Below are 26,941 nucleotides of genomic sequence, written 5' to 3' on the forward strand. Positions count from 1 at the left end.
GTCTTTCAAAACTGGGGGTGGTGCTGCGGGGCCGGTCGAGCCGGCCCCGCAGCACCGGGGTGCAGTGAGCGATGCGGTGCAGCAAGCGGGAGCCGCGGGTTTAGTGGAGCCCGGGTTTAGTGGAACTGGGCGGACTCGGTGGAGCCGGCCAGGGCCAGGGTGCTGCCGTTCGGGTTCAGCGCGGTGGCGATGGCATCGAAGTAGCCGGTGCCCACCTCGCGCTGGTGCTTCGTGGCGGTGTAGCCGCGGGATTCGGAAGCGAATTCCTTCTCCTGCAGTTCCACGTAGGCGCTCATGCCGTTGCGGGCGTAGCCGTGGGCCAGATCGAACATGGAGTAGTTCAGGGCGTGGAAGCCGGCCAGGGTGATGAACTGGAACTTGAAGCCCATGGCACCGAGTTCGCGCTGGAACTTGGCGATGGTGTCGTCGTCCAGGTGCTTCTTCCAGTTGAACGACGGCGAGCAGTTGTAGGCCAGCATCTGGTCGGGGAACTCGGAGCGGACAGCTTCGGAGAACTTGCGGGCCAGTTCCAGGTCCGGGGTGCCGGTTTCCATCCAGATGAGGTCTGAGTACGGTGCGTAGGCCTTGGCCCGGGCGATGCAGGGTTCGATGCCGTTGCGGACCTTGTAGAAGCCTTCCGCGGTGCGCTCGCCGGTGATGAATTCCTGGTCACGTTCGTCGACGTCGGACGTGATCAGCGTGGCGGCCTCGGCGTCGGTGCGGGCAATCACCACGGTGGGGGTGCCGGCGACGTCGGCCGCGAGGCGGGCGGCGTTGAGGGTGCGGATGTGCTGGCTGGTGGGGATCAGGACCTTGCCGCCGAGGTGGCCGCACTTCTTCTCCGAGGCGAGCTGGTCTTCCCAGTGAACGCCCGAGGCGCCGGACTGGATCATGGACTTCATGAGCTCGTAGGCGTTGAGCGGGCCACCAAAGCCGGCTTCGGCGTCGGCCACGATCGGGACCATGTAGTCGTCCACGCTCTGGATGCCTTCGGCGAACTCGATCTGGTCGGCGCGCAGCAGCGCGTTGTTGATGCGGCGGACCACGGTGGGAACCGAGTTGGCCGGGTACAGGGACTGGTCCGGGTAGGTGTGGCCGGAGTTGTTGGCATCGGCGGCGACCTGCCAGCCGGAGAGATAAATGGCCTTCAGTCCGGCCTTGACCTGCTGCACGGCCTGGTTGCCGGTGAGGGCGCCCAAGGCGTTGGTGTAGCCCTCATCGCCGGCATTGCTCAGCTGGTCCCAGAGCTTTTCGGCGCCGCGGCGGGCCAGCGTGTGCTCTTCCTGGACACGGCCGCGCAGCTTGACGACGTCGTCAGCGGTGTAGTCGCGCTCAATGCCGTCCCAGCGGGGGTTGTTCTCCCAGTCCGAGGTGAGCTGCTCTGCGGTGGGGGCGGTGTTCTGGTCCTGGCTCATTGCAAATCTCCTTGAATTCATTCATTCGTCCCGGCCGCTTCAACCGGAATTTCCTGCTGTGCACTAAGCCTGTGCCAACAACAACCCCTCTTCTAGGGTTTTTCTATGGAAAGAAACGCAGTTCTTCGCGTATCGTGAAAATGTGACGCCTACTACATGGAACCGGCCCGCTCCGACCCCCCGAAAGGACGGATCGGCGCCCGACGCCGACAGCACCCTGGATGTGATCAGTCTCGGCCGCCGGGTCCGGCACCTGCGCAAAGCCAAGGGCATGACGCTCGATGACCTGGGGGCCGCCGTCGGAACGGTCGCCTCCCAGCTGTCCCTGATCGAGAATGGAAAACGTGAACCCAAGCTCGGCATGATGCAGGCATTGGCTGCTGCCCTGGACGTCAGCATCGATTCACTGCTGGGGTCGGAGCCGCCCAGTCGGCGCGCTGCACTGGAAATCGAACTGGAGCGGGCGCAGCGGGGACCGCTCTATGCTTCCCTTGGCCTGCCGAAGGTGCGGATCGGTTCACGGCTGCCGATCGACGTCCTCGAATCCCTGGTGGGGCTGCAGGCCGAGTTGGAACACCGGCTCAACGAGCAGGTGGCCACCCCCGAGGAGGCCCGCCGGGCCAACGGTGAACTGCGGGCCATGATGCGGGAGCGCAACAATTACTTCCCCGAATACGAGGCCGAGGCGCAGAAGGTGCTCGATTCGGTGGGGCACACCTCCGGTCCGCTGTCCCAGCATGTGATCGCGGATATTGCGGCGCACCTGGGCTTCACCCTGCACCATGTGAATGACCTGCCGCATTCCACCCGATCCGTCACCGACCTGAAGAACCGGCGGATCTACCTCACCCAGTCGCAGCGTTCGGACCATGACCCGCGTTCGGTGCTGCTGCAGGCGCTGGGGCATTACGTGCTCCAGCACCAGACGCCGCGCAGCTACGGCGAGTTCCTGGGCCAGCGGGTAGCCACGAACTACTTTGCCGCTGCGCTGCTGCTGCCGGAGAAGGCGACGGTGGAGTTCCTGCAGCGGGCCAAGGCTGCCAAGGAAATTGCGGTGGAGGACATCCGGGATGCCTTTGCGGTCTCCTATGAAACGGCCGCGCACCGGTTCACCAACCTTGCCACCCAGCATCTGGGCATTCCCACCCATTTCCAGAAGGTGCACGAGAGCGGGATTGTCTACAAGGCCTATGAGAATGACGGCGTGACGTTCCCGGCCGACCATACCGGCGCCATCGAGGGCCAGCCGATCTGCCGGTACTGGACATCGCGGGAAGTCTTTTCCGTGCCCGACCAGTTCAGCGCGTTCAACCAGTACACCGATACTCCGGCAGGTACGTACTGGTGCACGGCCCGGATTGAACGCGGTTCGGCGGGCAAGTTTTCGCTCAGCATCGGCGTGCCGTACCAGCACGTGAAGTGGTTCCGGGGCCGGGACACCACCGAGCGGTCCAAATCCCGCTGCCCGGATCCGGACTGCTGCCGCACGCCTCCCGGTGAGCTGGCCTCCGAGTGGTCCGGGTACGCCTGGCCGAGCGCCCGCGCGCACTCGCACCTGTTGGCGGCGCTGCCGCCCGGGGCGTTCCCCGGGGTGGACGAGACCGAGGTGTACTCGTTCCTGCAGGCGCATTCGGCGGGGTAGCGCTACACCGCAGGCATGTCACAGGCGCAGCGCCTGTTTCGTCACTCTGATGTAGGTATTTCCTCATCAAGGAGTGGACGATGAACCTCATACTGTGGATTGCCACTGCGCTGCTGGCGGCTGTAGCCCTTGCCAGCGGACTGCTCAAACTACTCGTTCCCAGGGAGAAACTCGCTGCAAGCAAGGGTGGGGGATGGGCTGCCGATGTCAGTGGCGGCTTCGTCAAGACCCTTGGTGTCCTCGAAGTCATGGCTGCGGCGGGCCTGATCCTGCCTGCTGTCTCCGGGGTTGCACCCTTTCTGGTGCCGGTGACGGCTATCTGCTGGGTCCTGCTTATGATCGGCGCGATGATTACGCACGGCCGGCGCAGCGAAACCCCGTTGATGCTGGTCAATCTGGTGTATTTGGCACTTGCCGCCTTCATCGCGTGGGGCCGGCTGGGGCCCGGGTCTTTTGCCGCGTGAGCGGAGCCCGGGACTGCTGCGGGGCTTGAAAGTCGTTGACCCATCGCCGAGGGTGGTGGTCACACCAGCGGTGCCGCCCGGCTGTGGGCGGCACCGCCCACGGAAAGAGGTATCCCGGTGGGCCGGACCGAAGAGTTCCTGGCGTTACGGCCGCTGCTGTTTTCGATTGCCTACCGCATTCTGGGCAGCGTGAGCGAGGCAGAGGACGTGCTGCAGAATACGTGGCTGCGGTTCGAGGCTTACCCGGGGGAGCCCCGCTCTCCGAAGTCTTTCCTTTCAACCGCGGTGACCCGGAGCTCGATCGATGTGCTGCGTTCGGCACGGGTCCAGCGGGAGGAATACGTCGGCACCTGGTTTCCCGAACCGCTGGTCGACGATCCGTATGAGGATCCGGCGCGGGCTGCTGAGCTTGCCGATTCGGTGTCACTGGCGTCGCTGCTGCTGCTGGAACGCCTCAGTCCGCTGGAACGTGCGGTCTTCGTCCTGCGGGAGGTCTTCGACTTCGGGTACCCGGAGGTCGCCTCTGCGGTTGGGCGGTCGGAGGCAGCCTGCCGCCAACTGGCGGTGCGGGCGCGGGACCACATGGCAGCAGGCAGGACGCGTTTCGCGGCGGACCGAACCGAGCATTCCGAACTGGCGTCGCGGTTCTTTGATGCCCTCCGTGACGGTGACCTCGCCGGCCTGCAGAAAGTGCTCGCCGCGGACGTGTCGATGGTCGGCGACGGCGGCGGCAACGCCCCGCAGCTGGCCCGCGCGATCATCGGTGCAGCAAATGTGGCCCGCCTGCTGGCCTCGGTTTTCCCCCGCATGGTTCGGCTGGACATCACCATCGAGCAGCACGAGATCAATCGGCAGCCCGGTGCGATAGTCCGTGACCGGGATGGGCGGGTGCTCACCACGGTGGTGCTTGACGTGCTCGATGGGCGGATCCAGGCGATCCGCTCGGTCATCAATCCCGACAAGCTACGGCATCTGGGAGCAGTAGCGGACGCCTGGGAACTCAATCGTGAAGTACGAGCGATGGGGAACTGAGCCACCAGCGGGGTGGACTGCCGGCTGGATTGCGGTCCCGGATGGGTGCTGGTTCAGGGTTTTGGTTTCGCCTAGGGTGAGGGCATGCCTGAGATGCCCGAGGTGCAGGGACTCGTCGACTTCCTGCGGTCCAAGCTGCTGCCGCCCGATGCACCCGCTGCGGTGATTTCGGAGGTTGAAGTGCTGTCTTTTCCCGTGCTGAAAACCGCGGCGGTGCCCGTGGAGGAGCTGTACGCGGGGCCGGTGTCCGACGTCGAGCGGCGGGGCAAGTTCCTGGTCCTCACGGTCGGCGGGGTGCACCTGGTGATGCATTTGGCCAAGGCCGGCTGGCTCCGTTGGTCGGATGCGCTGAAACCGGGCCGGCTGCGCCCGGGCAAGGGACCGATGGCCCTGCGGGTGCGGTTTGCGGCCTCCGGCGACGGCGGTGCCGAGCCCGGCTTTGACCTGACCGAAGCGGGAACGCGGAAATCACTGGCGGTGTACGTGGTCCGGGACCCTGCGGACGTTCCGGGGGTTGCCCGGCTCGGTCCGGAAGCGCTCGACGTCGGCGCCGACACCTTCGCTGCGCTGGTCGGCGCACACCGTGGCCAGGTCAAGGGACTGCTGCGGGACCAGTCGGTCATCGCGGGGATCGGCAATGCCTACAGTGACGAGATCCTGCATGCGGCGCATCTGTCCCCGTTCGCCATCGGGGCCAAGCTCGACGCCGGCGAGGTGGACCGGCTGTTCGAAGCGATGGGCGCTGTCCTGGACTCTGCAATCAGCAACGCGTCCGGGCGTCCGGCGGCGGAGCTGAAGGATTCCAAGCGGCAGGCCATGCGGGTGCATGCACGGACCGGGGAGCCCTGCCCGGTCTGCGGGGATACCGTCCGTGAGGTGGCCTTTGCCGATTCCTCGCTGCAGTACTGCCCCACGTGCCAGACCGGCGGCAAGCTCCTGGCCGACCGGAGGATGTCCCGGCTGCTGAAGTAGGTCCGGAACGGCTGTAGGCCCCGGATTCCTCCGGGGCCTACAGCTTTATCGAGTGCGGTTTCCTAGTGCGGCACTAGGTTCTAGCCGCGGCCACCGCCGTGGCCGTCACCTCGACCGTCACCCCGGTTGTCACCGTGGCCGTCTCCGCGACCATCGCCGCGTCCATCGCCCCGGTTGTCACCGTGGTCATGGCCGCCCTTGCACTTCTGGGCCTTGAAGGAGGCCTTGTAGCTGGCCTTTTCGACCTTGCCCTTGCCGGTGAAGGTGTAGCTCGCAGTGACGTCGCCGGCCTTGATGGAGGACTGGCGGGTCTTGATAACTACAGACTTGCTCTTGCCCGGAGCCAGGTTCCGAACCGACGCGGTGCCGTAGCTCGACTTCACCACGACGTCGGCTTCCCGGGTTCCGGTGTTCTTGACCGTCACGGCAATCTCGGCACCCGAACCTGAACACTTACTGACGGCACTGACCGGGTTGGCCGGTGTCGGTTTGGGCGTCGCTGTCGGCTTAGGTGTTGCCGTGGGCTTCGGCGTTGCCGTCGGGCTCGGCGTGGGCTTGGGCGTTGCCGTGGGGCTCGGCGTGGGCTTGGGCGTTGCCGTGGGGCTCGGCGTGGGCTTGGGCGTTGCCGTGGGGCTCGGCGTGGGCTTGGGCGTTGCCGTGGGGCTGGGCGTCGGCGTAGGCGTCGGAACTGCCTTAGCCGGTACCTTGATCGGCACCACTTCGGCCTTGCCGCCGTCGCCGTTTGTACCGCTCAGATCCCCGGTGGCGTTGTGCAGGTGCAGGAACAGTGCCTTGGCATCGGTGGTTCCCGCGCTGCGGGTGACATCGATCTGGCCGCCGTCGACATCCGCGAACAGGCTGTCCGGGGTGGCGCCGGTGAAGGTCAGTGCCGGGTTGGCGGCATCGAAGGCGATGTACTCGGTGGTGTCGACGGGAACACTGTTGCCCTGCTCGTCCGCGTTGTAGGGGTGCCACGTGCTCACCCGGTAGCGGAGCGGCGCCGAGACGGCGTTGACGTCCAGGCCCAGCGCCGCGGCCGAAACCGGCAGCGTGACCGCGTTGGTGTCGAACGTGTTGCTATCGGTATTGCCCAGGACGCCGTTGGCGCCGGTCTGGTCCACCAGCGTGGCCGTGCCGTCCGGGTTCAACCGGTAGGTCGAAACCAGCACCAGGTCCAGGTCGGCAGCCCGGGTGGTGAAAGTGACAAAGTCCGGAACCGAGTCACCGTTGGTATCGATTTCCACGTCGATCTCGGCCGCACCGCTAAGAATCGGCCAGTTGGCCCAGGTGCTCACACCGAAGTTCACCAAGGAGTTCTGCAGGTTCCCGCCGGCAGCCTTCACCGTTGGAACAGTAGACGAGGCGCCCACTGCCTGCAGGTCCATGGCGTACATGGAATCCATCTTCACGGAATCCAACCGCGGGCTCTGCGCGCCCAGGACCAGGGGAGAAACCAGCGAGAGGTAGCGCGAAGCGCCCGCACCTTGGTTCAGCTCGCGGCCCTCCAGGGTGACCGTGCTCGCCAATGCCTCGGAGTCGGCGAAGGCGATTTCCTTGCCGGCACTCATATCCGAGGTCGGCTTCGGGGCTGAGTAAACCGGAACCCGCAGCGTGGGCGTACCGGTGCCGGCAAACTGCACCCGGCCGGAAACATCGGCCAGGAACTGCCGATACAGGCCCAGCTGCTCAGTAGCAGCAGCCGGATCCATGGTCTTGGTCAGCGCCGCCGGATCGGAAATGCTCAACGTCACGTCCACTGTGGCCTTGCCATTGGCGGGAACACTCACCGAGGGGGTGGTGCTCACGACGACGCCGGGCATTGCGGACGCCTGCAGGTAACTGACGTTGTACGCCACCGGCCGGTCTGACTTGTTTTCCACGGTGACCTGACGGGTCAGCACCAGGGCTTCCTTGCCAAGTTCCAGCACCCCAAAGTTGACGCTGGTCAGTGCCTGATCCTCTGTTGCATAGGCAAGGACCTTATTGTCCAGCGCATCGAGGGCATCAACACGTCCCGCACCGACCCGGTTGGGACCCTGCACGGCACCACCCGCAGCAAGCACGTCGTGCGTGGCGGTATTCATGATGGCCGTCTTGACCTCGTACGGGTTCAAGTCCGTAGCCGCGTAAACCAAGGCGGCAATACCAGCCACATGCGGGGTAGCCATGGAGGTTCCGCTGCTGACTGCTGCACCGGTACCGGACCCGACGGCGGCCGAACCGATGGAGGAACCCGGTGCCGCGACGTCGGGCTTGACGATGCCATTTGAACCGTGCACCCCACGTGAGGTGAACGGGCTGGCGGTATCGCCGGCACCCGACGGGGCGCTGATGGTGGCCCGGTAGGCCGAGGATAGACGAAGGGTGAGGGTTCCCGCCGACGCAGCCGGACGCAGCAGATCCGAGGACGCCGCATTCAACTGGATTCCGGGGATGGTGGTGTTGCCGGCGATGCCTGCGTCAAAGACCGAACGCGGGGAATCCAGCACCACACCGGTTGCACCGGCGGTCTGGGCGTTGTTGAAACGGACACCCGACCCGCAGGGGAACGCCCCGTTATCCTCCCACTGGAGCCAGACCCACTTACCGGTCAGAGAGCCGGCGGGGAAAGCGTTGCAGCCAAAGCGGTTGTCCGCCGGGGCCATAACAACGTTGCCGGTGAGCTGCGCTTCGGTGACCGCCGGGTCCGAGTAGTTGAAGTTGGCCGAGTACTGCCCTGCAGCGCGTCCGGCCAGCTCGGCAGGCGCGAGGACATCCGCTCGGTCCAGGGCGACCTGGGTACCGATGGTGCTGGCTACGCTCAAAGCCGACTTCGCGTTGCCCGGGGACCCACCGACGTCGTACACATCCCCGGCGTTGCCCGCGGCGACGACGGAAAGGATGCCCTGCTCGGTGAGTTTGTTAACAATGTCGTTATCGGGATCGTCGACCGGTGAGTAGTCGGTGCCCAAGGACATGTTCACTACCTGGGCACGGTCGGAGAAATCACCGTCGCCGTTGGGGTCCAGCACATAGTCCAGGGCTTGTCCGACGACCTCGGAGGAGCCGCTGCAGCCGAAGACCCGGAGGCTTACGAGCTGGGCCTCGGGCGCTGACCCGGGACCGATCCGCATCGAATTGACCTGTTCCGCCGTGAGCGTGGAGTAGTCGCCACGGAAGGTGGAACCGTCATCGTTGGTGCCGTAGCCGGCAGCGGTTCCGGCGACGTGGGTGCCGTGCCCCTCGCAGTCGAGCGGATTCAGGTCCGGCCGCGGAACAGGCTGGTACGTGGGGTCAGTGGAGGTGGCATTGTAGTCATCGCCGACGAGGTCGTAGCCGCCGATGAACTTCTCCGGGTCAAGCAGGCCGCTTGCTGCAGAGGGGATGGCTGGGGACGCCTGGGCGGCCTGGTAAGCCTCAACGGTTCCGGGGCCGCCGAAATCGCTGTGGGTATAGTCGATGCCGGTGTCCAGGACAGCGATGGTGATGCCTTCGCCGGCCTGGTTTCGCTCCACCCAGGTGTTCAGTGCACGGGTGTCAATATCCGCACCCCTGTTGTCGATGTGTTTTGGAACGATCTTGGTGATCCGGACGACGTCAGCGCGTCCGGCCAGCTCGCGGATGGCCGCAGCGTCGCCCACGATGGCGGTGCCGGGAAGTGTATTGGTGGTGGTGTAAAGCGTGCTCGCATCCGCTTCCGCCGCTACGGACTCGGCCTGGGACGTGATGTTGCCGCGGATCTCCTCGACCAGCGGCTTGTTCACCACGGGCTCCGCTTTACCGTCCTTGACTGCGTCCGGCTGCGTTTGTTCAAAGGCGCCCTCGCCGGTGAACTGCACGTAGACGGACACCTGGCCGGAGGCATCCCGCAGGCTGGTGGAGACTTTTTGTTCGGCGAACCGCTGGACCGAGATGCCCTCGGCCAGTGAGGTGCCGCTGACTGGTGCCTCGGTAGCCTGGGCCGGTAGGCCCAGGCTCGCTGTAAGTGCGATTCCGGCGAATGCGGCAGTGAGGACCGCGCCGGGTTTGTAATGACTGGACATTGGGCTCCTTGAACGTTCCACCGAGCGCTACCGGCACGTCCAGGAGACAGTTGCACGGCTGCTGACACACGCGGCAGGTTTTCCGTTGTGCCTCCAACCCCCGCGGGGAGCGTCAGCGTGCACGTAACGGCCCCCAAACCAAGCAGCCGTAGGGTCACAATAGAGGACCAATCGTGTGGTGCATAGGTTGGGGTTTTTTGGTGCCAATTACGCGCTGGACCATTGTTTTTCAGGAAGACTGCCTGTAGTTTTCCTCGCCTGCCGGGGTAGATTCACGCTAATTGCTGAGGTGTGTTCAACCACCGAAGGATCAGTACAGACGGACCAACACAGAAGGAGCCGTCCCGTTGCCGGGAGGCTCCTTCTGAAGGTTCTGCGGATCTCGGGCTCGTGCCCGGCTCGCGCTCGAGGAAGTTACAGTGCCGGACCCTGTCCCGCGTTGCCCTGCCACAGGGCATCGAACGGAGCATTGGAGGAAACGCGGTTCCGGATTCCCTCGGTGACGAACGCCTTGGCGGTCCTGGCTGCTTCGAGCGGGGTTGCGCCCTTGCCCAGTTCGGCGGTGATGGCTGCGGCCAGCGTGCAGCCCGCACCGCTGACGGCTACCTCGCCCACCTTGGGTGCGCGCAGGACCTCCATGGTTTCGCCGTCGTAGAAGACATCGACAGCGTCGGCACCTTCCAGCCGGACGCCGCCCTTGGCCAGAACCACTGCGCCGCTGGCTTCATGGATGCGGCGGGCCGCTTCCTTGAGCTCCTCAACGGTCTCGATGGAGTCCATGCCGGACAGGGACATGGATTCGAAGTGGTTGGGGGTGACGAAGGTGGCCAGGGGAAGGATCTGGGCCTTGAGTGCCTTGTCGGTGTCCAGCGCGGCACCGGGTTCCTGGCCCTTGCAAATCAGCACGGGGTCCAGGACCAGGTTCTTCCAGTCATGGTCCTGCAGGGCCTTGGCCACGACGTCGATGGTTGCGGGGGTGCCGAGCATGCCGATCTTGACCGTGTCCAGGTCATAGGCGGTCATGATGGCTTCGAGCTGGTCGGTGATGACCTGCGGGTCAACGGGAACGAAGCGGTGGTTCCACGAGTCCTTCGGATCGAAGGACACAATGCAGGTCAGGGCGGTGATGCCGTAGACACCCAGTTCCTGGAAGGTCTTCAGGTCGGCCTGGGCGCCGGCGCCGCCGGTGGCTTCAGAGCCGGCGATGGTGAGCGTGACGGCCGGTGCTGAGGCCGCAGAGGAGGATGTGTTTGCAGACATGGGTCCATCTTCCACCCAAAGCCCCGGAACGGGCCACCCTTGCAAGACGCGCTGTTACGGCGCGCCGTCGTCGTACCGGCTCACTTCGCTGCGGGCTCCCCGTCCCGGCGGACGCCGCGGAGCACGTGGACTACGTCCTCCACGATGTTCCGGACCACGGGAAGACGGGACAGGATCACGAGCTTGGCCACCAGCGGCGCCACCCCGGCAGCCAGGCGGTGGGACCGGCGCTGCCCCGGCGAACGGTCATACACCCAGAAGAACGTGATGCCCATGTACATCAGCCACAGCAGTTCGGGCAGGTCTGTGCGGATTGCCACGGGCGGCTGCGGCCGGGCAGTGGCGACGGCCTGGCGGAACATCGCGATGGACTTGCCACGCCCGACGGCGGCATCTTCCCTGCGGTCCGGTGCCATGGCGTCCCGCAGGAAATGCACACCAAAGGCGTGGTACGGCTCCATCGTCGTCAGGCCCGTGGACAGGATGGCCGAGAGGTTCTCGCCCAAGTTGTGGCCCTCACGGATCAGCGGCAGGGCCCGGGAACGATGCTCGTCCTGCAGGAACCGGTACAGCTCATGGATGAGGTCATCCTTGGAACGGAAGTAGTAATAGGCGTTGCCCACGGAGACATTCGCTTCCAGTGCGATGGCCCGCATGGTGGTCTTTTCGAAGCCCTGGGCGGCGAAGAGGCGAAGTGCCGTATCGATGAGGAGCCGGCGCGTCTGTTCGCTCTTGACGGTGACGGCCAATGTTGCTCCCTTTTGCAGTGTTTTCAGGGTCCAGTAGACCATGTTTTTGAACATGTTCAAAAACATGGGCATCACTGGTTCCGGCCGGTCGTGGCACAATGGATGCGGCCCACGTGGGCCGCCCGGGGCAGCGGGCAAGTGCTAATACAGCCGGCGACAGCCAGGCGAACCACTACCGGAACGGAAAATGCCATGGACGTACAGCCACGGGCAGCAGGAAAAACCGCTGCAATTTACGCCTCCCGCGGGAGCTCCCACTATGACCTGATCCTCACTTTGATGTGCGTGGTCATTGTCATTTCAAATATCGGTGCCACCAAGGGTGTGCAGTTCGCCCTTCCAGGCGGCTGGGAGATTGTCACCGACGGAGGCTTTTTCCTCTTTCCACTCGCCTACATTCTGGGCGACGTGGTCAGCGAGGTGTACGGCTTCAAAGCCGCCCGGCGCGCGATCTTTGCCGGGTTCACCATGGCGCTGCTCGCCGTCGTGAGTTTTGCGGTGATCATTGCGCTGCCGGGGTTCAATGACGCCTACGGCATGGAAAAGCAGGCCGCCCTGGAAGCGGCGTTGGGACCGGTTTGGCAGATTGTCCTGGCCAGCCTGCTGGGGTTCCTCGCGGGGCAGATGCTGAACTCCCTGGTGCTGGTGCGGATGAAGGAGCGGTTCCGGGAGAAGGCCCTGGCCGGACGCCTGATGGTCTCCACCGGAGTGGGCGAGTTTGCCGACACCCTCATCTTTTGCGCCATAGCCGCTCCGGTGATCGGCATTACCGACGCCGGCGGGTTCTTCAACTATGTACTTTTCGGCTTCCTCTACAAGACGCTGATCGAGTACCTCTTTGTGCCGGTCACCGCGATGGTGATCCGGGCCATCAAGAAGCGCGAACCCACGTACGTGCCGGCCGGTCTGGAGCCTGTGGCTGCCGGGCACTAGGTTCTCCGGCGGGCTTGGGCCGGCAGCTGCCGTTGCCGACGCCGGTAGGCCGGCCATTCGCCGGGGGTTTCCGCTGCCGGTTTGTACATCCGCTGCCATTTCGGGATTTTGCTGCCGTGCAGGACAGCAGCAAAAACCCAAACTGGCAGTAGTTTCTCAAACCGGTCGGTTTTTGGAGTGTCGGGACTGCCCGAGGGGGCCCTGCGGTGCGGGATCCGCCGCCCAGGCCGGGCGAAATCCCCGGCCAGGTGTGCAAGGGTTGGGGAACGCACGCGTTTCACTTTCCCGTACGGCAGGAGACAAGATGAGCAATCAGGAACCAGTTTCGAACCCCGGTGCCAAGGCAGTGGATGAAAACCTTGCCGGAACCGCGGACGAATTCAACGACGCTGTCACACGGGCAATGGTTGAGGATGCACAGCAGGCTGACTCGAAACCAGGTGACGAAGAGCGGGACTCGCAGGAAGCGCTGGAAGTCGACGAAGAGACTCAGGCCAAGCCGGACAATTCCTAACCCTTCTGCAGCAGGTCCGGGCAGTACTGCAGCGGTAGGTCCAGTTACTTACCGCTGTAGTACTTGCCCAGCACCTCTGCCTTGAAGTCGAAGAACGTCCCGTCGTCGATGGACAGCCGGGCATCATCCACGAGTTTCACGGTGAAGCGTTCGTTGTGGATGGAAATCAGCGTGTGGCTGACCATCTCGTTGGCCTTGAACAGGTGCTGGATATAGGCGCGCGTGTAATGGGTGCAGGTGTAGCAATCGCAGCCGTCAACCAACGGCCCGAAGTCCCGCTTGAACTTGGCGTTGGACAGGTTCTTGCGGCCGTACGGTGTGTAGAACGCGGAATTGCGGGCCACCCGCGTAGGAGAAACACAGTCAAAGGTGTCGGCTCCGTTTTCGATGGCCGTAAAGATGTCATCCGGCTCGGAAATTCCCAGCAGGTGGCGCGGCTTATTCTCCGGAAGCTCCTCCGTGCACCAGCGGACGATAGTGCCCAGGTTTTCCTTTTCGAAGGCACCGCCCAAACCGAATCCGTCAAAGTCCATGGCACCCAGGTCCCGGGCCGCTTTCCGGCGCAGGTCCTCGTACTGTGCGCCCTGCAGCACCCCAAACAGGGCCTGGTACGGCTTGCCGGCGCGTTCCTCGGTCAGCCGCTGGTGCTCCGCGAGGCACCGCAGCGCCCAGAGCCGGGTCCGTTCCAGGGACATTTCCTGGTAGCCGCGGGAATTCATGAGTGTAGTCAGCTCATCAAAGGCGAACATGATGTCCGCACCAATCTTGTGCTGCACCTGCATCGAAATTTCCGGACTGAAGCGGTGCTTGTCCCCGTTGAGGTGGGACTTGAACCAGACGCCGTCGTCGTCGATGTGCGCCAGGCGCTCCTTGCCGGGCGCGACGTCGTCATCCGCGCCGGTGGCATGCGTGGTGCCGTCGGCATTCATGTTGATGACCTTCTTGAACCCGGCGCCCAGGCTCATGACCTGGAATCCGCCCGAGTCGGTGAAGGTGGGGCCGGACCAGTTCATGAACTTCCCCAGGCCGCCGGCCTCGTCCAGGATGTCCGGACCGGGCTGCAGGTACAGGTGGTAGGCGTTCGCCAGCACCGCCTGGGCGCCCAGATCCGCTACGGATTCGGGCAGCACAGCCTTGACGGTGGCCTTGGTGCCCACCGCAATAAACGCCGGGGTCTGAATTTCACCGTGTGGCGTGGAGATGGTTCCGGTGCGGCCCTGGAAACCGCCGCCGTTCGCCTCGACCCGCTGTTCGGCCGCTGCAGGGGCGGTTTCGCGCAGGCGCTTACCGAGGGTGAAGGAAAAGGCTGAGGAAGACACCCCTCCATTTTGCCCTACCCGGAGCGAACCTCCCGCCGGGCGCGGCTGCTGGGAGATGCACCACATTTATTCAGCCCTGCGCTTTTCCGGGGATAGGTTGGATGGGCGGAATTTGAACCCGCTGGGGAACCGGCGGAAATTATGCCCGCACCCATCTATTCCAATGGAACGAAAGTGCCAGTGGTACGAAAGTCAGAGGCCGTCCCCTTGACGCACCTGCAAGAGATATTCAGGATTGCTCCGGCGAACAACGACCATCAGGCGGCCATCCGCTGCGCCGTTGGCCTGGGAGCACCGCTTCTCCTGCTGTTGTTCACTGGGCGGATAGATCTGGCCATATTCGCAACGTTCGGTGCCTTCACGGGAATTTACGGCCGGAACGAACCGCACCGCCAGCGTCTGGGCCATCAGGGCCGTGCAGGCGCACTGATGCTGGCCGTGATCCTGGCCGCCGCGCTGTGCGCCCGCCTGGACCTGGACGATTGGGGAACCGTGGTGGGCACCACCGCGGTAGCCGGGCTGGGCACCATCGCCACCGGATTCTGGCGGCTGCGTCCAGTGGGTTCCCTGTTCCACATCTTTGCCTTCGCGGCTATCTCTTCCGTACCGAACCAGCCACCGCTCTGGGAGGGCATGCTCACCGCGGTCCTCACCGTGGGGTTCTCCCTCCTGCTGGGTCTCTCCGGGATGCTGGTGCGGAAGTACCGCACCGAATGGGCCAGGCACGAGCGCCCGCGGTTCTCCCGGGTCCAACGCCGCCTCATCTACATTGACGGGCTGCAGTACGCCACGGCAGCGGTGCTGGCCGGTTCCATTGCCACCCTGCTCGGCATCGGGCACAACTACTGGGCCATGGTTGCCGCGACCGTCCCGCTGGTCGGGGCGACAGTCCGCCACCGGGTCCACCGGGGACTGCAGCGCATCCTCGGCACGTTCGGCGGCCTGCTGCTGACAGCCCTGATTCTCTTTCCCGGGCTGGAGCCCTGGCAGATGGTCCTGGTCATTGCCGCCTGCCAGTTCGGTGCCGAGATGTTTATTGCCAGGCAATACGCACTGGCGCAGGTGGTGGTCACCCCCCTGGCACTGGTCAGCACGGAACTGGCCCACCCGAGCGATCCGCTGGAGCTGCTCCGGGACCGGGGTCTGGAAACCCTGATCGGCGCTGCGGTGGGCATGGCCGTGGTGGTGGCCGTGCATCTGCGGCAGCAGCATCTGCGCGAAAAGCACGCGCGCCGGAAGCAGGACCAGGTAGGGCAACTCCGCTAGCCGCGCACCGCAATAAGCTCGGTGCGGATCCGCCGGTCCAGCTCGGCGTCGGCCAGTGTCTGCGATCCGCCGTGGGCACGCAGGTACAGGAGGGCGTTCAGGCGCAGGAGCCGCCATTCCCGTTCGCTGGCATCGTTTCCGGCCTCGGCGGCGCGGTGGATTTCACGGTCATACAGGTTCGGCTCGTTCAGCTGGCGCTGCAGCAGCTCAGCCGCCAGTTTCGCCTTCAGCGGGTCCGTTTCGGAGGTGTCCGCAGATCGCACGGCATGGCTGTAGGCAGCTGCGCTCTCCGCGTCGCCGGCCTCCTGCGTAATGTGCGCGGCCAGGGCAAGGGCACCCTGGATCCAGTTCCACCGTCCGAAGTTCCCGTCAAAGGGCAGCCCGGTGATGACGTTGCAGACCTTGAGTGCGTGCTCTGCGTCGCCAAGATCGATAAAAAGAATGTGGGCAAGGTCTCGGACATCCTGCAGATGACTGCCGGATTTCACGTTCAATCCGCGCTCCAGACGTGCCGCGATTTCCTGCACCGCAGCGTTGTCCGGATGCGCCGCCGAAGCTTCGGCAATGATTTCGGCAGCGTTGTCCTCTTCGGAAGGCACCTGCTGGACGGCGTCCGAAGGTGCACTCTCCGGAGCCGGTGCGGCTACCCGGACGGGGGACCCATAAGCCAGCCGGAGCGAGGATCCGTCTTCCAGTTTGGCCAGCACCAGGGCCGGAATCCCGAAGTCATCGGCCTCCACAGTGGTTCCGGCTACGGGAGCCAGTGGTGCTGCGGCACCGTCGCCCGGGACCAGCATTTGTCCTGGGGCAAGCAGTTCCGCATTGACCCGGAATGCGTACGTTTCCGGTTGGCTCTCAGACATGGCGATTCCTTCGTGGTTGGACCCGGCTCCCCCCAGAACCCCCATTATATAAAGCTTGGGCTACGCCCCTTTGTCAGCGCCCCCAGCCGGCAGACGCAAGCGCCTGGCGCAGCAGGTCCCCGCGGCCGCCGGAGAACTCGGCGTAGATGGCCGGGCTAAGTGCTTCCTCGGGCGTGAGCCAGGACAATTCCAGGGCATCCTGGCGCGGGTCACATTCACCCGTTACGGGGATCAGGTAGGCCAGCGCGACGGCGTGCTGGCGTTCATCGGTCAGCCCGCTCTGGGAGGGGGAGGGGAAGTACTCGGCGACGGCGAACGGGACCAGGGTGGGCGGAAGCTGCGGCAGCGCCATGGGGCCGAGGTCCTTCTCCAGGTTGCGCAGCAGCGCGCCGCGGATGGTCTCGCGGTACAGCACCCGGCCCGAAACGAAGGAACGCACCATCTGCCCCTCCGGAGTTGCCTGCAGCAGCAGACCGACTTCGGTGACGTAGCCCAGCGGGTCACACCGCACGGGCACCGCCTCGACGTAAACCATGGGCAGGCGTTGCCGGGCTTCGTAGAGATCTTCCTCGGAAAGCCAGCCTGGATACGGGTCAGGAGTACGAACGTTCATAGCAGTGTTCTACCTCAAAGGTGCCGTGTCCGTCACATGGAACGCTGCGCTTCGGCCATTGGCTGAACCGGCAGGGCCCTTCCGGCGGGCCGGACCCTTTCAGGCCGGCAGGTGCTTCCCTAGACTTGGACCATGACACGGGAGCTCCCCGAGCTTCTCCTGCCCGACGCCGGGGCGTGGCGGGAGTGGTTGGAGCATAACTACGGGTTGTCCTCCGGCGTACGGCTGGTCCTTGGCAAGAAGGGTGGCAACGTCACCCGGCTGACGTATCGCCTGGCACTGGATGAAGCGCTCTGCTTCGGCTGGATCGATGCGCAGGCTGACAAACGCGATGAGGAAAGTTACCTGCAGCGGTTCCAACCCAGGGGGCGCCGCAGCATCTGGTCGCTGCGGAACGTGGGCCACATCAGCCGGCTGGAAGCGGAAGGCAGGATGCACCAGGCAGGCCGGGATGCCGTGCTCAGTGCCAAGGTGGACGGGCGGTGGGACGCTGCCTACGCCGGTTCGGCGACGGCGGAAATCCCCGCGGACCTTCAGGCGGCCATCGCAGCTGTTCCGGCTGCCCAGGAAATGTTTGACGTGCTGACCTCCCAAAACCGCTTTGCCATGTACTTCCGGCTCCAAGGACTCAAGACGCAGGCAGCCCGCGAACGCCTGATCGCCGACTACGTACAGATGCTCAGCGAACACCGCGCGCCCTATCCGCAGAAACGGAAGCCATCACCCGCGCCTGCGGGCGATCAACAGCGGGGCAGCTAGGCGCAGCCCGCAAGGCTGCCCGGCCCGTCCCCTGTCCATCAGGAGGTCCACATGTGCCGACTCTTCGGTATGCACGCCGGGAAAACTCCGGTCCGGGCAACGTTCTGGCTCCTCACGGCGCCCGACAGCCTGGCCCAGCAGAGCCGCAGGGAAGCGGACGGGTTCGGGATCGGCACCTTCACCCCGGACGGCAGCCCGTCGGTCGACAAGGCACCCATCGCGGCGTACGAGGACATCCAGTACGCCCAGGCCGCCCGTGAGCTGGAGAGCACCACCTTCCTTGCCCACGTGCGTTATGCCAGCACGGGCGGGGATACGGACGTCAATACGCACCCTTTCGTGCAGGACAACCGCCTTCTGGCCCACAACGGGGTGGTGGAGGACCTGGACAAGCTCAACGACCGGCTGCGCCAGCTGGAGGTGTACCACCTGGTCCGGGGTGAAACGGACAGCGAACGGCTCTTTGCCCTGATCACCGGGGCAGCGCGGGTGAACGGCGGAGACGTTGAGGCTGCGATTGTGTCGACGCTGGCCTGGATCGCGCAGAACCTGCGGCTCTACGCACTGAACATCATCCTCACCACCGCCACCGACCTGTGGGCCGTACGCTACCCCGACACACATCCGCTGTATGTCCTGCAGCAGGGGCCGCAGGACATGCTCGAGGACCAGCACAGCAACCGGATCAGCCTTCGCAGCGACCAGTTGCGCGAGGACAAGCGCTCAGCCGTGATGGTGGCGACGGAAAAAATGGACTCAAATCCCAACTGGAGGCTGTTGGATTCCGGCGAAATGCTGCATGTGGACAGTGCGCTCCACGTCCAGCGCAGTTTCCCGCTCCCGCATCACCCGCAGCACCTGATCACCCTGGCGGACCTGGACCCGGTGGCAGCAGCATCGCAGCACCCGCTCAAGGCCGGCTGACGGCCGGCTCACGGTCCGCTTAGGCCGTGTCCGTGCCGGCCCGCCGCACCCGCGCCGACGCTTCCAGGACCATCCATGCCTGCAGCTGGGTGGAAAGTTCGACGGCGGTGCCGCCGGGATAGGTTGCCGCCGCCGGTTCCAGCGGTCGGGAGGAAAAGAGGATCCAGTCCGCACGTTTGCCCCGTCCCTCCCACAGCGCCTGTGCGGTGGCTTCCACCAGGCCGGCAGCGGTCCGGCGGGCCGGCTCCGGCAGGGCGGGGGACACGGCCGCCTGGGCGAGGTAGCGGGCCAGGATGCCGGTGAAAAGCCCGGCGTCGCCCGTGCCGTGGGTGCGCAGGACACGCGCGGACCCGCCGTCGTCGGTCAGGTGGGTGGAGACTGCCTCCACCAGCTCCGCGGCGCGGGCCAGGTTGGTGCTCCCGCCAAGCTCCAGCAGGGCACCCATAACGGGGCCCTGGTTGTAGGTGAACACCGTCCGCTCCAGCTTCGTTTCCACCGGCCCCGAACGGCGCCCGACCATCTTGATCCCGTCCAGGTAGAGGCCGGTTTCCGGGTCCAGCACGGTGGCGTTCAGCCAATCCACCAGTTCCTGCGCGCGGTCCCGGGAGCCGGTCCGGACAAAGTGCAGGGCCGCGGGAGCGGTGGCCGGAGTGTTCTTGAAGTTGCGGTCCCGGTTCCAGTAAATGCCGCCGCCCAGCTCGGGAGTGTGCGCGGATTCCAGTGCCGTGTTTAGGGACGCGAGGATTTTCCGGTACGGCCGCTGACGGTCACGTGATCCGGACAGGGCGTTCAGGCGGCCGACGGCGAGGGCGAGCCAGGCCATGTCGTCATAGAACCTGTTGGTGTAGTGCATGCGGTTCCGCAGCCCGATGGTCCGGACCAGTGCCGGTGCCAGGTCCGCAGCCGAAGGATGCTCGGGGCCGCGGAAGGGTGTGCCGGTCCGGCGCTCCCGCAGGCCGGCGTCGATCAGGGCATCGAGATAGTGCGCCTGCCACCAGTAATGCCACGGCTGGCGCAGCTGTTGAAGCCGGGACGCAGGGCGGCTGGTGGCGGCCAGATGGGTTCCGGGCAGGCCGGCCAGCTGGCGTCCAAAAGCACTGCTCACGGTGCGGGCAGCTGCCTCGGCGCGGTCGTCGGCATCCAGGTCGGCATCCTCGAAGAGCATGCGCCAACCCTATGCCAGACGCCGAAGATGCGGCACCAGCCGGGGCACAGTAGGCTCGGATCCTGCCGGTGTGACATAGACGACACTGCCGGTGAGTACCCACCAGGAGGATTGCATGGACATCGCAGGCGCATCGGCCATAGTCACAGGGGGAGCCTCGGGCCTGGGGCGGGCCACGGCACGGAGACTGTACGACGCCGGCGCGTCCGTGGTGTTGGTTGACCTCCCGCAGTCGGAGGGACTGGCCTACGCGGCGGAACTGGGGGACAACGCCCGTTTCGTACCTGGCGACGTGACCGACCCGGACCAGATGCAGGCCGCCGTCGAGGCGGCAATGGCCGCAGGACCGCTCCGGCTCGCCGTGAACTGTGCGGGCATCGCCACACCGGGAAAGGTACTGGGCCGCGACGGCGTCCTTCCGCTGGAGGACTTCGCCCGCGTCATCAGCGTGAACCTCATCGGTACCTTCAACGTCACCCGCCTGGCTGCTGCCGCCATGGCCGAAACCGACCCCGTGACGGCCAACGGTACCGAGGAACGCGGCGTCATCATCAACACCGCCTCCGTGGCTGCTTTTGACGGCCAGATCGGCCAGCCCGCCTACTCCGCCTCCAAGGGCGGCGTGGCCGCGATGACCCTGCCGCTGGCCCGCGAACTGGCCCGCCACCTGATCCGGGTAGTCACCATCGCGCCGGGCATTTTCGAGACCCCGATGATGGCCAGCCTGCCGCAGGCCGCCCAGGATTCCCTGGCCGCGCAGGTGCCGCACCCCTCGCGCCTGGGCCGGGCCACGGAATACGCCTCCCTGGCCGCCCACATCATCGAGAACCAGATGCTCAACGGCGAGACGATCCGCCTGGACGGCGCCATCCGGATGGGACCGCGCTGACCTTGACGAACCGCCCCGTACCACTGGACCAGCTGCCTGACGCCGACTTCTACGGCTTCGAAGACCTTCTCAGCGACACCGAAAAAGACAAACTCGCCGAACTCCGGCAGTTCCTCGCCGAGGAAGTGCTGCCGCACGCCGTGGACTGGTGGAACGAGGCACGGTTCCCCTCCGACCTCCTGCCCAAGCTGGCGCAGCTGGAGTTGTCCGCACCGGTCCACCAGGGGTACTCGCCGCTGTTTGCCGGACTCGTCATTGCGGAAATGACCCGTGCGGATACCTCCCTCGCCACGTTCTTTATGGTCCACCACGACCTGTTCGTCGAGGCGTTGCTGGCCTTCGGCTCCGCGGAACAACAGGCCCGGCTGCTCGACGACGCCCGCGCGCTGCGGATCACCGGTGCCTTCGCACTGACCGAGCCGGAACACGGCTCCGACGTGGCCGGCGGAATGTCCACCACCGCAGTGCGGGACGGTGACCACTGGGTGCTGAACGGCGCCAAACGCTGGATCGGCAACGGAACCTTCTGCGACTACATGGTCCTGTGGGCGCGGGAACCGGAAACCGGATACACCCGTGGTTTCCTGCTCGATGCGACCCTGCCCGGAGTGGTCCGGACCCGGATCGAAAACAAGACCGCGCTGCGCACGGTGCAGAACGCGGACATCGTGCTGACCGATGTCCGGGTGCCCGCGGCGGACCTGCTCGCGGGGGTGGAAAGCTTCGATGACACCAAGCAGCTGCTGCGTGGTTCCCGCATCATGGTCGGGTGGCAGGCGGTGGGGGCGCAGCTGGCCACGTTCGACGTCGCCCGCGCCTACGCCGTCGAACGCACGCAGTTCGGCCGTCCTCTGGCCGCGTTCCAGCTGGTCCAGCAGCAGCTGGTCTCCATCCTCGGCAACGTGGTGGCCAGTACCGGGATGCTGGCCCGCGTCACCGAACTGGAACACGGCGGCTACCAGCTGCCGTCCGGAGAAAGCGGAGTGCCTGAAGCCCGCGGCGACATGGCACGGGCTGCACTGGCCAAGTCCTACGCCAGCGCGAAGATGCGCGAGTCCGTTGCCCTGGGCCGCAGCATCCTCGGCGGCAACGGGATTGTCACGGATTACCGGATGGCCAAGATTTTCGCCGATGCCGAGGCCATCTACACATACGAAGGCACCTACGAGATCAATACCCTGATTGTCGGGCGGGACATCACCGGGGTGTCGGCTCTGCGATAGGTGTGTGGCCCTCCGGCAGGGTTGCCCGGCTGGGGCCCCTCCGGCCGTTCCCGTTTTTGCTCCGTTATGGGAGAAATCGACCGGTTTGGGAAATCGCTGCCGTGGCAAAGCGGAGGGATTTCCCAAACTGGCAGCAAATTCACAAACCGGAGCGAAATGGCATGTCCGGGACCCTGGATGTGCCGGCGACGGCTTCCAGCAGGAGCTCCCGGCAGAGCTGCCGGGTGGCATGCCATCCCCAGGATCAGTAGGCTTACTAAACGGGTCGTAGAAACGGCGGCCCGGTTTACCGGACGTGAAAGGCATGGTTTATGACCGAGCAGAGCATTCCTGATCCCGAGCTGGGCGACGATCCGGTTCTCGCCGACGACGTAGCCGCAGTTGCCACGCCGGATGAACTGACAGTGGTTTCCGAAGACGAACTGCTGGAACAGGACGAGCTGGTGGACGCTGAGGACCTCACGTACCCCGGCGCGGCGGAAGACAACCCGGACAACTGGCAGGACGATCCGCTGATCCGCGAAGAAGCACCGCTGAACGAGCCCGGCGAACTCTCCGACCAGACCCTCCGCGATGACACCGCCGAAGAGCGCTTCCTCAACGGCGACACCCAGGTCCCGCCGGAAGCACCGACCATCGGCGAGGCAGCCAACGACGTCGACTTCGGCGATCCTGCGGCCGGCGACGAAGACGCCAGCGACGACCCCGCACACCGCGGCGGCGATCCGCTTGCCGGCTTCAACCCGGACGACGTCTAAGACGAACACCAGAGGCCGTGGCAGCTCGCCCCGGCCGAGCCACGGGGCCCGGCAGTGCCGTCTACGGACGGCCGCCGGGCCCTTCGGCTTGTGCCCGGCGGGATCTGGACCCGCTCCACCGTCATAGCCGGACACATGAACTTCGCAGACGGCTCACCCGGTGCCCTTGAACCCCTCGCCAAGATCACCAAGGGTACCGCAGCCCCAGCCCCCACCCCCTAAAACAGAAAAGACCGCTGAAGCCATAGCGTCAGCGGTCTTGGTCGCAACAGTAGACGGGATGGTTTCACGGCATTTCATGGCCGGCTGATCTCGTAAGCGGATCCCTCAACGGGCCGTGCACTTAGGAGATTACGGATTTCGAGCCGGATCAACGTCACAACGTCTGGTTAGGATTTGGGGGTGACCAGCCCAGCCACCTTGTGGCCACCCTTCGGATTAGTTCTCTCCACTCCACGTTTGGTTCTGCGACCGATCCAAGATGCGGACTTGCCCGCTGCCGTGGAAGCCGCGGAGGCTGGCATACATCCCCCAGGGCAGATGCCTTTTTCCCATCCGTGGACGGAGGCACGCCCTGAAGATCTTCCCGCAAACACTGCACGACGGATTTGGCGGGCACGTGCAGAATCGACACCGGAGAAGTGGGCACTCCACTTCGGAGTCTGGAGAGGCAACGACTTTGTCGGATGTCAGGACTTGAGTGCCGAAGGATTTGGCACTCTCAAGACGGTGTCAACGGGCTCCTGGATCCGCCAAGATGCTCAGGGCCAAGGCCTCGGCAAGGAGATGCGAACAGCAGTCATCCTCTACGCATTTGATTGGTTAAAGGCGAACACCGCTGTCTCCGAGGCAGCAGTCTGGAACTCGGCTTCTCTAGGTGTGTCAAAATCTTTGGGTTACGAGCCCAATGGGATTTTCAGGGAATCATGGAAACCTACGGAAGTAACAGAGGTTCAATACCTGCGCCTTAGCTCGGAAAGGTTTATACGGCCCGCCTGGAACCTCGACGTGAGAGGACACGTACGCTCCGCAGACTATCTTGGGATTCTCCTCAGCGACGGCTAGGTTCGGCCGCTGGGATTTTTTGAGAAACCACCCACACTCACAAGGCGACCTCGAGTGCCCGTAAGCCTGTCGGCTTACGCGCACTCGATGGCGGCGCAGGCCGCGCGCGGATCGCACTAGGCTGGTCCCATGCCTTCCTTCCGTGTCCAGCTGAATATCCTCGGACTGAAGCCGGGCAACCCACCCGAAACCGTCATGGAAACGGCGGTAGCCGCACTCGGGGCCGCTCACCACGTGGAGGCTAACCAACTGGATATCGTCTCCGGGGTTCCGCGGATCACCCTGCGCTTCACCGTCCCGGATGATGAATGGTCCGTGGAAAACTCCCGGGCCCGCCGCGCGGCGATCAATATGCGGGCAGCCGTCGAAGAAGTAGCGAACGGCCAGGACCTCCGCGTGCTCCGACGGATGCGCGGCCGCTGGACCGTCCTGTAGCCGGGATGCAGTAGAAGGGTAGATTCACCCGGTGTGCAGTAGTCGGGCAGCCTCAGCCGGGAAACGCCTCGAGCGACAGCCGGCTGCGGTACTCCACCGGTTCGTGGGTCAGCGGATCGGTGAACTGGACCGACCGGGCCAGGAGCTGAAGGGGCTTCGAATAGTCGTCGGGCGCCTGGGGCAGCAGTTCCGGATAGAACGAATCGTTCAGGATCCCGATGCCCTGCGAGGCCATATGCACCCGCAGCTGGTGGGTTTTGCCCGTGTGCGGGAGCAGCCGGTACCTCCCCAGACCGCCACTGCTTTCCATCAGCTCGATCCGGGTCTCCGCATTCGGTTCACCCTCCACTTCCTGGGCCAGCAGGTAGGTGCGGGACTTGATCATCCGGCTGCGCACAATCCTCGGCAGCTCGAGGTCCTCCCGGACGGGTGCGACGGCCTCGTATTCCTTGCTGATCCGGCGCTTCTCGAAGAGCGTCTGGTACTTGCCCCGGGTCTCCGGGTTCGTCGAGAACAGCAGCAGGCCCGCGGTCATGCGGTCCAGGCGGTGCATGGGGATCAGGTCCGGAATCCCCAGCTGGACCCGCAGCCGCACCAAAGCCGACTCGGCCACATACATGCCGCCCGGCGTCGTCGGCAGGAAATGCGGCTTGTCCACCACCAGCAGGTTCTCGTCCTGGTGCAGGATGCCGATCTCCACCGGAATCCGCTCTTCGGGCGGGAGCTCCCGGTAATACCAAATGAACGTGTGCTCGGCCAGGGGTGTCGTAGCGGTCAACGGCACGCCGCCCAGGCCGACGACTTCACCGCGTTCGAAGCGGTTCACGATGCCGTCCGGATCCACGTGGCCGAAGCGTTCGAGCACGTAGTCCATGGCGGTGTCCCAGGGGCCTTCGCCGGGAAGGCGCAGGCGGGTGGCATTGACTCCGTTGCGCACGGGAAGAGGGGACTGCATCACGGTTTCAGGATATCGCGCGTCCGGGCTTAAATTGGGCTGGGTTGTTCTGGCCGGACACCTGTCCGTCCTGACACACCCGCCGGCACTTGTTGCCGCAGAATCTGCAAGCCGAAACGGAGCCCGGTGGCCACCAAACCAGTTCTTTCCCCTTCTGAGCCGGCGACGCCGACGAAGGCAACACCGACGGCGGCAGCGGCCCCGACGCCGGAGGAACGCCAGTCCGTCCTGCGTACCCTGCGTTCGCCGAAGCTGCTCAAGACCGAGGTCCTGGCCGGGCTGGTGGTGGCGCTGGCCCTTATCCCCGAGGCCCTGGCCTTCTCCGTCATCGCCGGAGTGGACCCGCGGATCGGGTTGTTCTCCGCGTTCACCATGGCCGTCACCATTGCTTTCCTCGGCGGGCGCCCGGCGATGATCTCCGCGGCCACCGGTGCGGTGGCCCTGGTGATCGCCCCGCTGGTGGCCTCCCACGGTGTGCAGTACATGATTGCCGCAGTACTGCTGGCAGGTGTTTTCCAGGTGCTGCTGGCGCTGCTCGGGGTAGCCAAGCTCCTGCGCTTCATTCCGCGCCAGGTCATGGTCGGGTTCGTGAATGCACTGTCCATCCTGATCTTCATTGCGCAGGTGCCCGAACTGCTGGGGGTGCCCTGGCTGGTCTATCCGCTTACGGTCCTCGGGCTGCTGGTGGTCTTCGGACTCCCGCGGCTGACGACGGCGGTGCCGGCGTCGCTGGTGGCCATCGTCGTCCTCACGGCCATCACGGTGGCCGCCTCCCTCGACGTCCCCACCGTGGGGGACAAGGGAGAGCTGCCGCACAGCCTGCCGTCCCTGCTGCTGCCGGATGTGTCGTTCACCCTGGACACCCTGAAGGTGGTCTTCCCGTACGCGCTGGCCGTGGCTTTCGTGGGGCTGCTGGAGTCGCTTATGACGGCAAAGCTGGTCGACGACGTCACCGACACCCGTTCGAATAAAACCCGTGAGGCCTGGGGCCAGGGTGCGGCGAATCTGGTCACCGGGTTCTTCGGCGGCATGGGTGGCTGCGCGATGATCGGCCAGACCATGATCAATGTGAAGGGTTCCGGTGCCCGGACCCGGATTTCCACCTTCCTCGCCGGTGTGTTCCTGCTCCTGCTCGTGGTGGTCCTGGGCGACGTGGTGGCGCTCATTCCGATGGCCGCCCTGGTAGCGGTCATGATCTTCGTGGCCGTGACCAGCTTCGACTGGCACAGCATCCGCCCGTCCACGCTGAAGATGATGCCCAAGAGCGAAACCGCCGTCATGCTGGTCACCGTGGCCGTGACGGTCTGGACCAACAACCTGGCCAGCGGCGTCGGCGTCGGCGTGCTGGTCGCCATGGTGCTGTTCGCACGCCGGGTGGCGCACTTTGTCACGGTGGACCGCACGGTTACCGGGGACGGGGACGGGGCCGACGCCACCGCCACCTACAGGGTCAACGGTGAGCTGTTCTTTGCCTCCTCGAATGATCTGTACTTCCAGTTCGAGTACGTCCTGGATCCTGCCTCTGTGGTCATTGACCTGAGCGGTTCGCACGTCTGGGACGCCTCCACCGTGGCTGCGCTCGACGCCGTGACCGAGAAGTACCGCCGCCGCGGAACCGAGGTGCGGATCACCGGATTGAACGACGCCAGCGTGCAGATGCGCGAGCGGATGGCCGGAAAGCTTCCGTAGCCGCCGCCGTCGCGC

General features: G+C 65.1%; 25 protein-coding genes. 16 read left to right on the forward strand and 9 right to left on the reverse strand.

Annotated elements, in window-relative coordinates; translation table 11 throughout:
* Window positions 1-116 precede the first annotated feature (116 nt).
* Window positions 117-1,415: an isocitrate lyase gene (gene aceA / locus QNO10_RS01560; protein ID WP_229951158.1), complete on the reverse strand. Its 1,299-nt coding sequence runs from the start codon at window positions 1,413-1,415 to the stop codon at window positions 117-119.
* Between the two features lie 142 nt (window positions 1,416-1,557).
* On the opposite strand from aceA, the gene QNO10_RS01565 reads away from it, so the two are divergent.
* The 4 genes from QNO10_RS01565 to QNO10_RS01580 all read left to right on the forward strand — a co-directional run bounded on the left by QNO10_RS01565 (window position 1,558) and on the right by QNO10_RS01580 (window position 5,525).
* Window positions 1,558-3,057, forward strand: coding sequence for a helix-turn-helix transcriptional regulator (locus QNO10_RS01565; protein WP_229951156.1), 1,500 nt, complete (start codon window positions 1,558-1,560; stop codon window positions 3,055-3,057).
* 80 nt (window positions 3,058-3,137) lie between these two features.
* On the forward strand, window positions 3,138-3,521 hold the full coding sequence (locus tag QNO10_RS01570; RefSeq protein WP_229951154.1) for a DoxX family protein: 384 nt from the start codon (window positions 3,138-3,140) through the stop codon (window positions 3,519-3,521).
* Window positions 3,522-3,638: 117 nt separating this feature from the next.
* Entirely contained in the window at window positions 3,639-4,553 is a 915-nt protein-coding gene (locus tag QNO10_RS01575) for an RNA polymerase sigma-70 factor (protein ID WP_229951152.1), read from the forward strand.
* Window positions 4,554-4,637: 84 nt separating this feature from the next.
* The gene (locus QNO10_RS01580) at window positions 4,638-5,525 is read left to right on the forward strand and encodes a DNA-formamidopyrimidine glycosylase family protein (protein ID WP_229951150.1); all 888 of its coding nucleotides are present in this window, start codon (window positions 4,638-4,640) and stop codon (window positions 5,523-5,525) included.
* A gap of 80 nt (window positions 5,526-5,605) precedes the next feature.
* On the opposite strand, the gene QNO10_RS01585 is transcribed toward QNO10_RS01580, so the two are convergent.
* The 3 genes from QNO10_RS01585 to QNO10_RS01595 all read right to left on the reverse strand — a co-directional run bounded on the left by QNO10_RS01585 (window position 5,606) and on the right by QNO10_RS01595 (window position 11,610).
* Window positions 5,606-9,547: a S8 family peptidase gene (locus QNO10_RS01585; RefSeq protein WP_229951148.1), complete on the reverse strand. Its 3,942-nt coding sequence runs from the start codon at window positions 9,545-9,547 to the stop codon at window positions 5,606-5,608.
* Window positions 9,548-9,961: 414 nt separating this feature from the next.
* Window positions 9,962-10,807, reverse strand: coding sequence for a bifunctional hydroxymethylpyrimidine kinase/phosphomethylpyrimidine kinase (thiD, locus tag QNO10_RS01590; RefSeq protein WP_229951146.1), 846 nt, complete (start codon window positions 10,805-10,807; stop codon window positions 9,962-9,964).
* Between the two features lie 80 nt (window positions 10,808-10,887).
* Complete coding sequence (locus tag QNO10_RS01595) at window positions 10,888-11,610, reverse strand: TetR/AcrR family transcriptional regulator (RefSeq protein ID WP_229951144.1); 723 nt, start codon at window positions 11,608-11,610, stop codon at window positions 10,888-10,890.
* A 138-nt stretch (window positions 11,611-11,748) separates the two neighbouring features.
* On the opposite strand from QNO10_RS01595, the gene QNO10_RS01600 reads away from it, so the two are divergent.
* Both QNO10_RS01600 and QNO10_RS01605 read left to right on the forward strand, forming a co-directional pair.
* The gene (locus tag QNO10_RS01600) at window positions 11,749-12,489 is read left to right on the forward strand and encodes a queuosine precursor transporter (protein WP_229951142.1); all 741 of its coding nucleotides are present in this window, start codon (window positions 11,749-11,751) and stop codon (window positions 12,487-12,489) included.
* 304 nt (window positions 12,490-12,793) lie between these two features.
* The gene (locus QNO10_RS01605) at window positions 12,794-13,003 is read left to right on the forward strand and encodes a hypothetical protein (RefSeq protein WP_229951140.1); all 210 of its coding nucleotides are present in this window, start codon (window positions 12,794-12,796) and stop codon (window positions 13,001-13,003) included.
* A 44-nt stretch (window positions 13,004-13,047) separates the two neighbouring features.
* On the opposite strand, the gene tgt is transcribed toward QNO10_RS01605, so the two are convergent.
* Entirely contained in the window at window positions 13,048-14,322 is a 1,275-nt protein-coding gene (gene tgt / locus QNO10_RS01610; protein WP_229951138.1) for a tRNA guanosine(34) transglycosylase Tgt, read from the reverse strand.
* Between the two features lie 207 nt (window positions 14,323-14,529).
* Here tgt and QNO10_RS01615 point away from each other — a divergent pair, with 207 nt between their 5' ends.
* A complete protein-coding gene (locus QNO10_RS01615; RefSeq protein WP_229951137.1) occupies window positions 14,530-15,588 on the forward strand; it encodes an FUSC family protein in 1,059 nt (352 codons plus the stop codon).
* Here the strand turns inward: QNO10_RS01615 and QNO10_RS01620 are convergent.
* Together QNO10_RS01620 and QNO10_RS01625 are read right to left on the reverse strand one after the other, a co-directional pair.
* Entirely contained in the window at window positions 15,585-16,451 is an 867-nt protein-coding gene (locus QNO10_RS01620; protein WP_229951135.1) for a DUF6707 family protein, read from the reverse strand. The genes QNO10_RS01615 and QNO10_RS01620 overlap by 4 nt on opposite strands.
* A gap of 73 nt (window positions 16,452-16,524) precedes the next feature.
* Window positions 16,525-17,064 carry an NUDIX hydrolase family protein gene (locus QNO10_RS01625; protein WP_229951132.1) on the reverse strand — a complete coding sequence of 180 codons (540 nt, stop codon included), beginning with the start codon at window positions 17,062-17,064 and terminating at the stop codon, window positions 16,525-16,527.
* Between the two features lie 132 nt (window positions 17,065-17,196).
* On the opposite strand from QNO10_RS01625, the gene QNO10_RS01630 reads away from it, so the two are divergent.
* Window positions 17,197-17,823, forward strand: a complete 627-nt coding sequence (locus QNO10_RS01630) for a YdeI/OmpD-associated family protein (RefSeq protein ID WP_229951130.1) — start codon at window positions 17,197-17,199, stop codon at window positions 17,821-17,823.
* Between the two features lie 51 nt (window positions 17,824-17,874).
* Window positions 17,875-18,747, forward strand: a complete 873-nt coding sequence (locus QNO10_RS01635) for a class II glutamine amidotransferase (RefSeq protein WP_229951128.1) — start codon at window positions 17,875-17,877, stop codon at window positions 18,745-18,747.
* 19 nt (window positions 18,748-18,766) lie between these two features.
* Here QNO10_RS01635 and QNO10_RS01640 read toward each other — a convergent pair whose 3' ends face one another.
* Window positions 18,767-19,912, reverse strand: coding sequence for a glycoside hydrolase family 76 protein (locus QNO10_RS01640; protein ID WP_229951126.1), 1,146 nt, complete (start codon window positions 19,910-19,912; stop codon window positions 18,767-18,769).
* A gap of 115 nt (window positions 19,913-20,027) precedes the next feature.
* Between QNO10_RS01640 and QNO10_RS01645 the strand changes: the two genes are divergently transcribed.
* From QNO10_RS01645 to QNO10_RS01670, 6 genes are all read left to right on the forward strand, one after another.
* Entirely contained in the window at window positions 20,028-20,801 is a 774-nt protein-coding gene (locus QNO10_RS01645; protein ID WP_229951125.1) for a 3-hydroxyacyl-CoA dehydrogenase, read from the forward strand.
* 2 nt (window positions 20,802-20,803) lie between these two features.
* On the forward strand, window positions 20,804-22,024 hold the full coding sequence (locus QNO10_RS01650) for an acyl-CoA dehydrogenase family protein (RefSeq protein ID WP_229951123.1): 1,221 nt from the start codon (window positions 20,804-20,806) through the stop codon (window positions 22,022-22,024).
* 311 nt (window positions 22,025-22,335) lie between these two features.
* Window positions 22,336-22,782, forward strand: coding sequence for a hypothetical protein (locus QNO10_RS01655; protein WP_229951121.1), 447 nt, complete (start codon window positions 22,336-22,338; stop codon window positions 22,780-22,782).
* A gap of 54 nt (window positions 22,783-22,836) precedes the next feature.
* The gene (locus QNO10_RS01660; protein WP_229951119.1) at window positions 22,837-23,004 is read left to right on the forward strand and encodes a hypothetical protein; all 168 of its coding nucleotides are present in this window, start codon (window positions 22,837-22,839) and stop codon (window positions 23,002-23,004) included.
* A 180-nt stretch (window positions 23,005-23,184) separates the two neighbouring features.
* Complete coding sequence (locus tag QNO10_RS01665; RefSeq protein ID WP_229951117.1) at window positions 23,185-23,847, forward strand: GNAT family N-acetyltransferase; 663 nt, start codon at window positions 23,185-23,187, stop codon at window positions 23,845-23,847.
* 129 nt (window positions 23,848-23,976) lie between these two features.
* Complete coding sequence (locus QNO10_RS01670) at window positions 23,977-24,282, forward strand: hypothetical protein (RefSeq protein ID WP_229951116.1); 306 nt, start codon at window positions 23,977-23,979, stop codon at window positions 24,280-24,282.
* 52 nt (window positions 24,283-24,334) lie between these two features.
* Here the strand turns inward: QNO10_RS01670 and QNO10_RS01675 are convergent, their stop codons facing one another.
* Window positions 24,335-25,237: an RluA family pseudouridine synthase gene (locus tag QNO10_RS01675; RefSeq protein ID WP_229951165.1), complete on the reverse strand. Its 903-nt coding sequence runs from the start codon at window positions 25,235-25,237 to the stop codon at window positions 24,335-24,337.
* 126 nt (window positions 25,238-25,363) lie between these two features.
* Here QNO10_RS01675 and QNO10_RS01680 point away from each other — a divergent pair, with 126 nt between their 5' ends.
* On the forward strand, window positions 25,364-26,926 hold the full coding sequence (locus QNO10_RS01680) for a SulP family inorganic anion transporter (protein ID WP_442860288.1): 1,563 nt from the start codon (window positions 25,364-25,366) through the stop codon (window positions 26,924-26,926).
* Window positions 26,927-26,941 lie beyond the last annotated feature (15 nt).

It is taken from the genome of Arthrobacter sp. zg-Y919 (assembly GCF_030142045.1).
Taxonomy (GTDB): Bacteria; Actinomycetota; Actinomycetes; order Actinomycetales; family Micrococcaceae; genus Arthrobacter_B.

What these genes read in the sequence shown, in the direction of transcription:
- aceA (WP_229951158.1), bottom strand. Translation starts at nt 1,415, where the DNA reads ATGAGCCAGGACCAGAACACCGCCCCCACCGCAGAGCAGCTCACCTCG.
- QNO10_RS01625 (WP_229951132.1), bottom strand. Translation starts at nt 17,064, where the DNA reads ATGAACGTTCGTACTCCTGACCCGTATCCAGGCTGGCTTTCCGAGGAA.
- QNO10_RS01595 (WP_229951144.1), bottom strand. Translation starts at nt 11,610, where the DNA reads ATGTTCAAAAACATGGTCTACTGGACCCTGAAAACACTGCAAAAGGGA.
- QNO10_RS01630 (WP_229951130.1), top strand. Translation starts at nt 17,197, where the DNA reads ATGACACGGGAGCTCCCCGAGCTTCTCCTGCCCGACGCCGGGGCGTGG.
- QNO10_RS01655 (WP_229951121.1), top strand. Translation starts at nt 22,336, where the DNA reads ATGACCGAGCAGAGCATTCCTGATCCCGAGCTGGGCGACGATCCGGTT.
- QNO10_RS01675 (WP_229951165.1), bottom strand. Translation starts at nt 25,237, where the DNA reads ATGCAGTCCCCTCTTCCCGTGCGCAACGGAGTCAATGCCACCCGCCTG.
- QNO10_RS01620 (WP_229951135.1), bottom strand. Translation starts at nt 16,451, where the DNA reads ATGTCTGAGAGCCAACCGGAAACGTACGCATTCCGGGTCAATGCGGAA.
- QNO10_RS01670 (WP_229951116.1), top strand. Translation starts at nt 23,977, where the DNA reads ATGCCTTCCTTCCGTGTCCAGCTGAATATCCTCGGACTGAAGCCGGGC.
- thiD (WP_229951146.1), bottom strand. Translation starts at nt 10,807, where the DNA reads ATGTCTGCAAACACATCCTCCTCTGCGGCCTCAGCACCGGCCGTCACG.
- QNO10_RS01585 (WP_229951148.1), bottom strand. Translation starts at nt 9,547, where the DNA reads ATGTCCAGTCATTACAAACCCGGCGCGGTCCTCACTGCCGCATTCGCC.
- QNO10_RS01605 (WP_229951140.1), top strand. Translation starts at nt 12,794, where the DNA reads ATGAGCAATCAGGAACCAGTTTCGAACCCCGGTGCCAAGGCAGTGGAT.
- QNO10_RS01600 (WP_229951142.1), top strand. Translation starts at nt 11,749, where the DNA reads ATGGACGTACAGCCACGGGCAGCAGGAAAAACCGCTGCAATTTACGCC.
- QNO10_RS01580 (WP_229951150.1), top strand. Translation starts at nt 4,638, where the DNA reads ATGCCTGAGATGCCCGAGGTGCAGGGACTCGTCGACTTCCTGCGGTCC.
- QNO10_RS01640 (WP_229951126.1), bottom strand. Translation starts at nt 19,912, where the DNA reads ATGCTCTTCGAGGATGCCGACCTGGATGCCGACGACCGCGCCGAGGCA.
- QNO10_RS01645 (WP_229951125.1), top strand. Translation starts at nt 20,028, where the DNA reads ATGGACATCGCAGGCGCATCGGCCATAGTCACAGGGGGAGCCTCGGGC.
- QNO10_RS01635 (WP_229951128.1), top strand. Translation starts at nt 17,875, where the DNA reads ATGTGCCGACTCTTCGGTATGCACGCCGGGAAAACTCCGGTCCGGGCA.
- QNO10_RS01570 (WP_229951154.1), top strand. Translation starts at nt 3,138, where the DNA reads ATGAACCTCATACTGTGGATTGCCACTGCGCTGCTGGCGGCTGTAGCC.